Source organism: Pseudoalteromonas sp. S3431, from assembly GCF_000690035.1.
Lineage (GTDB): Bacteria > Pseudomonadota > Gammaproteobacteria > Enterobacterales > Alteromonadaceae > Pseudoalteromonas > Pseudoalteromonas fuliginea.
Genome location: NZ_JJNY01000054.1, coordinates 1 through 9,224 on the forward strand (window position 1 = coordinate 1; position 9,224 = coordinate 9,224).

Annotated in this window: 9 protein-coding genes; all 9 read right to left on the reverse strand. The window is 40.1% G+C overall.

The genetic code is table 11. From position 1 onward, the window contains the following. Positions 1–42 precede the first annotated feature (42 nt). Complete coding sequence (locus DO88_RS05655; protein ID WP_007377465.1) at positions 43–3,129, reverse strand: ligand-binding sensor domain-containing diguanylate cyclase; 3,087 nt, start codon at positions 3,127–3,129, stop codon at positions 43–45. A gap of 37 nt (positions 3,130–3,166) precedes the next feature. Continuing rightward, positions 3,167–3,652: a phosphatidylglycerophosphatase A family protein gene (locus tag DO88_RS05650; RefSeq protein WP_007377466.1), complete on the reverse strand. Its 486-nt coding sequence runs from the start codon at positions 3,650–3,652 to the stop codon at positions 3,167–3,169. Continuing rightward, positions 3,649–4,623: a thiamine-phosphate kinase gene (gene thiL, locus DO88_RS05645; RefSeq protein ID WP_008137965.1), complete on the reverse strand. Its 975-nt coding sequence runs from the start codon at positions 4,621–4,623 to the stop codon at positions 3,649–3,651. The genes DO88_RS05650 and thiL overlap by 4 nt, the downstream gene beginning before the upstream one ends. A gap of 87 nt (positions 4,624–4,710) precedes the next feature. Beyond that, positions 4,711–5,121, reverse strand: coding sequence for a transcription antitermination factor NusB (nusB, locus tag DO88_RS05640; protein ID WP_007587129.1), 411 nt, complete (start codon positions 5,119–5,121; stop codon positions 4,711–4,713). Positions 5,122–5,136: 15 nt separating this feature from the next. Next, entirely contained in the window at positions 5,137–5,601 is a 465-nt protein-coding gene (ribH, locus tag DO88_RS05635; RefSeq protein WP_002961753.1) for a 6,7-dimethyl-8-ribityllumazine synthase, read from the reverse strand. 100 nt (positions 5,602–5,701) lie between these two features. Next, positions 5,702–6,814, reverse strand: coding sequence for a bifunctional 3,4-dihydroxy-2-butanone-4-phosphate synthase/GTP cyclohydrolase II (ribBA, locus tag DO88_RS05630; protein ID WP_033040116.1), 1,113 nt, complete (start codon positions 6,812–6,814; stop codon positions 5,702–5,704). Positions 6,815–6,843: 29 nt separating this feature from the next. Beyond that, a complete protein-coding gene (locus tag DO88_RS05625) occupies positions 6,844–7,497 on the reverse strand; it encodes a riboflavin synthase (protein WP_002961757.1) in 654 nt (217 codons plus the stop codon). Positions 7,498–7,513: 16 nt separating this feature from the next. Further along, positions 7,514–8,647, reverse strand: a complete 1,134-nt coding sequence (ribD, locus tag DO88_RS05620; RefSeq protein WP_007377470.1) for a bifunctional diaminohydroxyphosphoribosylaminopyrimidine deaminase/5-amino-6-(5-phosphoribosylamino)uracil reductase RibD — start codon at positions 8,645–8,647, stop codon at positions 7,514–7,516. A 3-nt stretch (positions 8,648–8,650) separates the two neighbouring features. After that, the gene (nrdR, locus tag DO88_RS05615; protein WP_002961761.1) at positions 8,651–9,100 is read right to left on the reverse strand and encodes a transcriptional regulator NrdR; all 450 of its coding nucleotides are present in this window, start codon (positions 9,098–9,100) and stop codon (positions 8,651–8,653) included. Positions 9,101–9,224 lie beyond the last annotated feature (124 nt).

The window sequence follows — 9,224 nt, forward strand, 5'->3', positions numbered from 1 at the left end:
CCTAGGCTCCTTTTTTAATGTCAAATATTACCCATCAGCTGATCAGCGCATCCACACTTTAATATCAGCTAGGCCATTACTTTGTAAAATACCTAATTGTTGGTCAACGTTAGAGTTTTGCTCAAACTCAAATGCATCAAGCTGATCATCAAATGTAATGTTTGCAACACCATCGCCACCACGCTTTTTAACTTGGTGCAGTGCAATATCAGCTAAGTTAATAGATGTCTCCCAACTGATTACTTGCCCACCTAAAAGTGGTAACGGGTAGAAAGACCAACCAATTGACGCCATAATATTAGTACTTTTTCCATTCGGAAGCTGGAATGAATACTCTGCAACAGCTTGGCACAGCTCCGAAGCATAGCTATCTATTTTATTACATTTAAAATCACGCAGTAGGAGTAAAAATTCATCGCCACTCCAACGCGCTACGTAGTCGGATCCTTGTGTGCGAGAGTTAAGTAATGCTGCCATTTGCTGCAAACAGCTATCACCCGCTATTGGGCCATATGCATCGTTAATTCGACTAAAGTTATCAAAGTTGATTATTAGTAAAACAAGTGACTTACCCTGAGCTTGCAGCGATTGAGAATTACGTTGAAAGTGTTCGATATCTTTAGGCAATTGATCGAACAAAAATCGACGACTACGAAGCCCCGTAAGCTCGTCTGAATGACTTACTAGCTTGAGCTGTGAATTCACTTGATTAAGCTTATCATTAGCTTGACGTAACTCTAATGTACGTTCGGTGATCAATCCCTCGAGTGCTTCTTGCTTTCTGCGCTCTTGTGCTCTAAATACCCAAAAAACCAAGTAAAAAAACAAAATGAAGCCACTGGTGATCAACAATCTAAAATAAATAGTTTCATCAAAGCGCTCTGGCACAATAAAGCCGTATTCAGCTTCTTGTGCTTTACTCCAATCTTCACCTTGTCGCTTTGCTTCAAGCTGAAATAAAAACGACCCTGCCGGTAAGTTAGTATAAATAGCTTCTCTACGTGTATTTGCATAACGCCAATCGCTATCTAAGCCACTTAGCTTATACCTAAATTCAATGCTGTTTGGTGCATAATAATCTATAGCCGTGTAGGTAAGCGTTATATCTCGCTCATCAGTTTCTAATGATGGTTTTTGACCTAAGGCTGCAGTTGTTAAATTACGCAATGGTGTGGTAATTGTTTCTACTTTTGGCTTCAATGACAACACGCCAAATAGCTCTACGTTTTTAGGGATCTCTACAATCCCTTGCAAACTAGGATACCAAATTGAACTGCCAATATTAGCAACTGCGTCATGGCCTAACCCACTACAACACTGATTAGCTTTACCATCGAGTTGACGATCAAATGAAGAAATAACTTCCTCTACTTTTAAGCTTTTAATATCTGCTTTGAATTGATCTACAGGCATCCTATAAACGCCTTTCATGGTGCTAACCCAAACATGTTTTAGCTTTTCATCGTATTCGAGGCTAAAAATTGATCCATATGGTAGACCATTAGCCGCATCAAGTTGACGCCATTGCCCTTGGGTACTTCTATAAAAAAGCCCGTCGTTAAGAGAACCAATTAAAATACCTACACCATCAATATGCAGTACACTTGTTACATAAGCACTTTCTAAAGATGTTTGATCACCAATTTTTTCAATGCCACGCTCGGTAAAGTAATAGGCGCCTTTACTTGTACCTATCACTCCAAAATTAGTTTTATCCAATACGTAAGTAATAAACTTACTACCTAAAAATGCATTATACGCAAACGGCGTTAGCCCCGCATAACCAAGACGATATAACCCCCGTCCAGTGCCAATCCAAAAACCACCTTTGCTTGAACGGCTTATAGCAAATACAGGGTTATCACGTAGCGCACGCCCTGGAACGGTATAAAGTGTATTATTCTCATAAACAAATAAACCTCTTCCTGTGGCTATATAGAGTCGCTCACCATCAAACTGTAAGTCATGGACTGACGATCGACTGTATTTACTACTAGGGATCAGATTTATAAAGCTTTTACTTAAATCAAAGTAACCAATACCACTTTTGTTAGCGACCCATAATTTACCATCAGGTGCTTGGCTTATTGCCATAACGGCCTCAGTCATCTCAGATACAGCTGAATGTCGTTCAACCCGCCCTTCATGCGCAAGCCATAAGCCTTCACTAAAGCTTGCTAGCCATACATTATTTTTATCATCACGAAAAATATCTGCAAACCAAATACTTTGATCTAGCTGGCTTGGCTCAACCCATTGCCATTCGCCTGACTTATCTCTAAATAATAAACGCCCGTAAGTCGAAACCCATAATCCACCATTGGTATCACTCATAAACTTATAAACAGCTGAATTATTAGCATTGGGTAAAGGAAATGGCCTTAGTTCATCATCTAAATCTAGAAAATATGCACCTAGTTCTGAAGCCAAGTATAAATTGCCGTTCAAAAATGATAAATCATGCACAATAGTTTGCGCTAAACGCTCTGGTAGCGATATTTTTGCAGTGAGCTCTAAACGTAATTTAGAAAAATCGGAGGCGTTTTTAGTAAGGCGTAACAAATGACGGTCATTAACCAGCCAAATACCTTCCGGAGAAAGTGCCATTTGACTAACTGAGCCGACAATTTGGGTGATTACTGTCGCATTGACAATAGGTAGTTGACCGCTAGCGTGAGTTTGCAAGTCAACTTGCCCTCTATCAACATAATACAAACCATTTGCTGCAATCCAGATACTGCCTTTAGAATCTTCTAAAATATCCCTTACAGGGCCTTTAATATTAAATTCTTGTGCTGCAAATGTTGCCGGGTTAATTACAACTAATCCGCTTTTAGTACCTATCCACAATAACCCGTTCGAATCGATTAAAAGTTTATTAATACCATTACTTGGTAAAAAATAACTATTTTGGGTACTATAGTTAGTAAATGTTGTTCCATCAAAACGGCTTAACCCAAACTGAGTACCCAGCCACATATAACCTTGCTGATCTTGCACTACACTTTTGAGTGATTGTGACGGCAAACCGTCTTTTATATTCCATTGCTTAACGACATAATCAGTAATTGAGGCCCAGCTTGGCGTCGCGCACAACATCAGTACACAAACCAGTAAAAATCGCATCATATTGCTGCCACCTAGTTAAACAATTCAAATATAAAAATTAAAAGGGTAGTAAACCCACTTTTATTAACGCTTGCAAACAAATAAGCGAAAAAATACCAGCCAATATATCATCAGCCATAATACCTAAACCGCCATGTACTCGTTTATCTAGCATACGTATTGGGCCTGGTTTTGCTATATCAAAAAAGCGAAATAACAAAAAGCCAACTAATAAACTCTGCCAGCTAAGCGCTGCGCCAATCATGGTAATGTAATAGCCAGCTACTTCATCCCATACAATTGCAGGATGGTCATGCACGCCTAAATCATCAGCCGTTTTACCACATGCCCATATACCAAATATACTGATCACTACAGCAAACACAATTTGTAACCATAATGGATAGTACATTGTCATAAAAATAAATGGCAGTGCAGCAAAAGTACCAAATGTACCAGGCGCTTTAGGCGCAAGGCCTGTGCCAAACCCTAAACCAAAAAATTGGTGCGGACGCTTTAAATTAAACTTGCGGTTATTATTCAAACCTGCTCCTTTGCAAAATGCTCAAAGCCATGCTGCTCAAAATTAAACTCTTCACCATTGTATAAAAGCTCAATTTGGCCATCACCACTTTTAACTTGTCCTATACATACGGCATCTACACCATATTGACGTAGTTTTAAATCCAACATCCCTTTATTACTATCAGGAACAGTAAATAACAATTCGTAGTCATCGCCGTAGCTAAGAATAAACGGTAATTGCTGATCAAAATCAAGGCTCGATTTCATCGCATCTGATGTAGGAATACTTTCAACATTAATAACAGCACTTACTTGCGACATATCTAGAATATGGCCTAAATCAGCAATAAGACCGTCAGATACATCAATAGCCGATGATGCAAGTCCGCGTAAAACTTGGCCAGCTGCTACGCGAGGTGTTGGATAATCGAAACGTTTATTAACATATTTTAAATGTTCAGGCTCTATTTTAAAACCTTGCTTGCGCGATTCAATAGCTAAACCTGCATCCCCTAAAGGACCTGTAACATAAATCCAATCCCCCACTTTAGCACCACTTCTGCGCAGAGCTTTCCCCTCAGGTACCGTTCCTTTTGCACAAATAGTAATAGTTAATGGCCCTTGAGTCGTATCGCCACCAATAATTTGTACATTAAAGTATTCTGCAATTTCATGCATGCCTTCAGTAAATTCTTCAATCCACTGCGGATCTATACTTGGCAATGTGAGTGCAACCGAAACCCATGTTGGTTCAGCGCCCATCGCAGCTAAATCACTTAAATTCACAGCGAGTGCTCTATGACCTAATGCACGAGGGGAAATATCATCAAAAAAGTGCACGCCAGCAACAAGAGTGTCTGTTGTAACGGCAAGTTGGCAATTTTGTGGAACAGAGACCAATGCGCAATCATCCCCTATTCCTAGGTTTACATCACGACGAGTGATACCGCGACCTTTAAAGTAGCGATTAATTAATTCAAATTCCTTCATACACAAAAAAGCCGACCTATGCCGGCTCTCCTTTTAACGGTTGTTTAACCAATCAATCTGAAATTTAAAATTCAGAGTGAATTGTTATTACTTGCGTAAATGCTTAACAGCTTTATCAAGTACACCGTTTACAAATTTATGGCTATCTTCAGCGCCAAAAATTTTGGCAAGCTCAATACCTTCGTTAATAGCAACTTTATAAGGTACGTCTTCACGGAACTTAAGCTCATAGCTGCTTAAACGTAAAATTGCACGCTCAACCATATCTAAGTCATTAAACGGACGTGTTAAATGTGGTGATACAGCTTCGTCTAGTTGCTTATAATTTACAGCAACACCCGTCGCTAAATCTTTAAAGTATTCAACATCAATTTTAGTAACGTCTGTTTCGATCAACATTTGTTGTTCGATATCGGCAATTAAATTGCCACTTATTTGCCAAGAATAAACGGCTTGGAGTGCTAAGATACGTGCTTTACGTCTTGCTGCTGGTTTCACAAAAATTCCTTAAACTTAAATTTTATCTAACACATTAACCATTTCAAGCGCGCCTAAAGCAGCTTCGCCGCCTTTATTGCCCATTTTGGTGCCAGCACGCTCAATTGCTTGTTCAATGCTTTCTGTGGTTAATACGCCAAATGCAACCGGGATATCATACTCAAGTGATACTTGCGCAAGACCTTTGTTTGATTCGCCAGCAACTAGGTCAAAGTGTGGTGTACCACCTCTGATCACTACGCCTAATGCGATGATTGCATCATACTCTTTTTTTGCTGCAACGCGTTTAGCCGCTAAAGGTAATTCTACCGCGCCTGGTACATAAATAACGGTAATGTCGTCATCAGATACGCCACCAGTGCGTTTTAGCTCATCAACAGCACCTGCAAGGAGGCTGCTACCAATAAAGTCATTAAAACGAGAAATGACAATGGCAAACTTTTTGCCTGGAGCGTACTTATTACCTTCAATAATTTTCATTTGATAACCCTAAAAATAAGTTCAAGCGGTTGCGATTGCGCAAAAATTGCTGCGCATCATACCATAAAAATAAAATAATAGCCTAGTTTAAGCGTGATGCTTATTGTGGCTCAATGTAATCAACAACTTCTAAATGAAAGCCCGAAAGTGCATGGTACTTTTTAGGGCGACTCATTAATCGCATTTGTTTAATTCCAAGATCGGCAAGTATTTGCGAGCCTACGCCAACAGTACGAGATGTACCTTTGAATTTACGTGGCGTAACGCTTTCGCCAGCATCAGCTGCTGCAAATGCTTTCACAGTTGCTTCTAATTCTTCAGTGCTTTCTTGCTTACCTAAAATAACTAAAGCACCTTCATTTTTAGCGATATAAGCCATTGCTTCAGAAAGGCCCCAACTACGCTCAGCACTTCTGTCCGAAAGTAGGATATCGTTAAAGGTACTTTGCAAATGTACACGTACATTTGTCGGTTCTTGCTCTTTTATATCGCCTTTAAGCAATACGTAGTGTAATTGGCCGTCAATTGTGTCTTTGTAAGTCACCAAATCAAACTCACCATGCTCTGTTGGTAACTTACATTTTGCTACTTGCTCAATTGTTGTTTCGTTTAAGTTGCGGTATTCGATTAAATCAGCAATGGTGCCAATTTTAATATCGTGCTCTTTCGCAAAGACTTCTAAATCAGGGCGACGCGCCATGGTGCCATCAGCATTAAGTATTTCAACAATAACAGATGATGCTTCAAGCCCAGCCAAACGCGCTAAATCACAGCCAGCTTCGGTGTGTCCTGCGCGAGTTAATACGCCACCAGGTTGTGCCATAATAGGAAAAATATGCCCCGGCTGCACAATATCACTTGGTATTGCACCTTTAGCTATAGCCGCTTGCACTGTGCGCGCTCTATCTGCTGCTGAAATACCGGTTGTAACACCTTTTGATGCTTCTATCGACATTGTAAAGTTAGTCGAAAATGCTGCACCATTGTTTTTAACCATCAACGGTAAATCAAGTTGCTCGCAACGCTCTTGCGTCATGGTTAAACAAATTAAACCACGGCCATGGGTAGCCATGAAATTAATCGCTTCTGCGCTAATATGCTCAGCAGCTATTATTAAATCGCCTTCATTTTCTCTATCTTCATCATCCATTAAAATAACCATTTTACCGGCTTTAATATCGTCGATGATTTCTTGCGCACTGTGTAAATTCATAAATTTGCTCGTGTAAGTTGTCAGTTTCGTTATTTAATAAAACCCGCTTTAGCGAGTAAGCTCATAGAAATATCAGAGCCCGTTGGTTGCTCTGCACCCTTTATAAGGCGCTCTAAATAACGTGCAATTTGATCGACTTCTAAATTAACTTGGGTACCTACTTTAAAATGAGCAATTGTGGTTTGCTCACTCGTGTGTGGGACAATTGTTAATTTGAATTTATTGCCCTCTACAGCGTTTACTGTCAGGCTTATACCATCAATACATACCGAACCTTTGTACGGAATGTATTTCATTAAATTTTCGTCTGTTGTAAGCCAATATTCTGTTGCTCTGGCGTTTGCTGTAATACTTGTAATTGTTGCGATACCATCAACATGGCCAGACACTAAATGACCGCCTAAACGAGAAACAGGTTGCATGGCTTTTTCAAGATTCACCGTTTGTCCTAAAGCATAGTGAGCAAAACCGGTCAAACTAATCGTCTCATTAGATAAATCCGCACTAAAACCATCAATATGTTTATCAACTACAGTTAAGCAAACACCATTAGTTGCAATGCTGTCACCTAACTTTACGTCTGTCATATCAAGATCAGCACTTTGGATACGAATGGCTAAGTCGCCTTGTTTTTTTTGTAATAAAGCAATTTTGCCTGTGGCTTCTATTATCCCAGTAAACATAGCACTACTCTTTTTATTAAGTGATTTTAATGAGTTTTGACGCGGTGATACGTAAATCGTCACCAATGCGCGCACATTCATTAAATGTTAAATCAACGGTGTTTTGCATACTCGTCAATTCAGGAAAATTAACTAAACTTTTTGCATCATGGCCCATTAGTTTAGGCGCTAAATAAAAAACAAACTCGTCAACTAAATTAAGCTCTGTCATTTTACCAGCAAGTGTTGCGCCAGCTTCAAGCCAAACATTATTAAACTGCAGTTGCCCAAGTTTTTCTAAAACGGCTTGTAAATCAACTTTACCGTTACTTTCACTGACTTCAATATGCTTTACAAAATGCGGCCATTGCAATGATTTATCAACCTTAGTCGTAAATATTATTACATCACTTTGGATTTCAAATAAAGCAAGGTCAGGTGTTAAACGGTTTTGAGAGTCAATTATAACACGCACGGGCTGGCGAAGCGGCAAATCAGTAGGCAGTGTGCAAGGCAGCTCACTTAGTCGCACATTAAGTTTAGCATCATCGACTAACACTGTATCGGCACCGGTTAAAATAGCGCAGCTTTTCGCTCGGTATAATTGTACGTCTTGTCGAGCAGCAGGACTTGTGATCCATTTACTTTGCCCATTTTTAAGCGCTGTTTTACCATCAATACTCGCTGCCATTTTGCAAATCACATAAGGTAAGCCTTGCTCCATACGCTTAAAAAAGCCAACGTTAAGTGCGCGAGCTTGTGATTCGAGTAACCCGTAAGCAACGTCAATACCCGCGTCGCTCAGTATTTTAAGGCCTTTGCCAGCAACTTGTGGATTTGTATCAACCATAGCAGCAATTACTTTTACCACACCGGCAGCTTTTAAGCCTTCGGCGCACGGTGGCGTACGGCCATAATGACTACACGGTTCAAGCGTTACATAAGCCGTTGCACCTTGTGCATTTTTTCCAGCGACAGCCAGTGCATTTACTTCTGCATGACCTTGACCAGCTAATTGATGGAACCCCTCACCAATTATTTGATTATTTTTAACTAAAACACAGCCAACATTAGGGTTAGGTGTGGTAGTAAACCGACCTTTTTTGGCAAGCTCTATGGCGCGTGCCATATACATTTCATCATGTTCAGTAAAAGTAATTTGGCTTTGCATTTATTACTCCCCTAAGCGGGCAATTTCTTCGCCAAATTCGCGTATATCTTCAAACGAGCGATAAACAGAGGCAAATCTTACATACGCTACTTTATCGAGCTTTTTGAGGGCTTCCATAATGCATTCACCAACCAAATGGCTTGAAATTTCTCGCTCACCTGTAGCACGCAACTGCGATTTTATTATATTCACTACTTCGTCTACTTGCTCTGTGCTCACTGGGCGTTTTTCGAGTGCGCGATTTAAGCCATTTAATAATTTATCTTCGTTAAATGGTTCGCGGCTGCCGTCTTGTTTAATAACACGAGGCATAACCAGTTCAGCGCCTTCAAATGTAGTAAAGCGCTCATGGCAGTCGTTGCACTCACGGCGCCTGCGAACTTGATGGCCTCCACCAACAAGGCGTGAGTCAATAACTTTAGTATCTTTTGCGGTACAAAATGGACAATGCATAGCTCGGTACTTCCGTTTTAAAACAAAAAAGGCCGCTATTTAGCGGCCTTTAATCTTAGCAAAAAAATAGGGTCTGTTGACCTTTCAGGATTAAATTTGTTCTATCTAGGGGCGATTTAATCGC

Coding starts and splice junctions, on each gene's coding strand:
- DO88_RS05655 (WP_007377465.1), bottom strand. CDS start 3,129: ATGATGCGATTTTTACTGGTTTGTGTACTGATGTTGTGCGCGACGCCA.
- thiL (WP_008137965.1), bottom strand. CDS start 4,623: ATGAAGGAATTTGAATTAATTAATCGCTACTTTAAAGGTCGCGGTATC.
- ribH (WP_002961753.1), bottom strand. CDS start 5,601: ATGAAAATTATTGAAGGTAATAAGTACGCTCCAGGCAAAAAGTTTGCC.
- ribBA (WP_033040116.1), bottom strand. CDS start 6,814: ATGAATTTACACAGTGCGCAAGAAATCATCGACGATATTAAAGCCGGT.
- DO88_RS05625 (WP_002961757.1), bottom strand. CDS start 7,497: ATGTTTACTGGGATAATAGAAGCCACAGGCAAAATTGCTTTATTACAA.
- ribD (WP_007377470.1), bottom strand. CDS start 8,647: ATGCAAAGCCAAATTACTTTTACTGAACATGATGAAATGTATATGGCA.
- nrdR (WP_002961761.1), bottom strand. CDS start 9,100: ATGCATTGTCCATTTTGTACCGCAAAAGATACTAAAGTTATTGACTCA.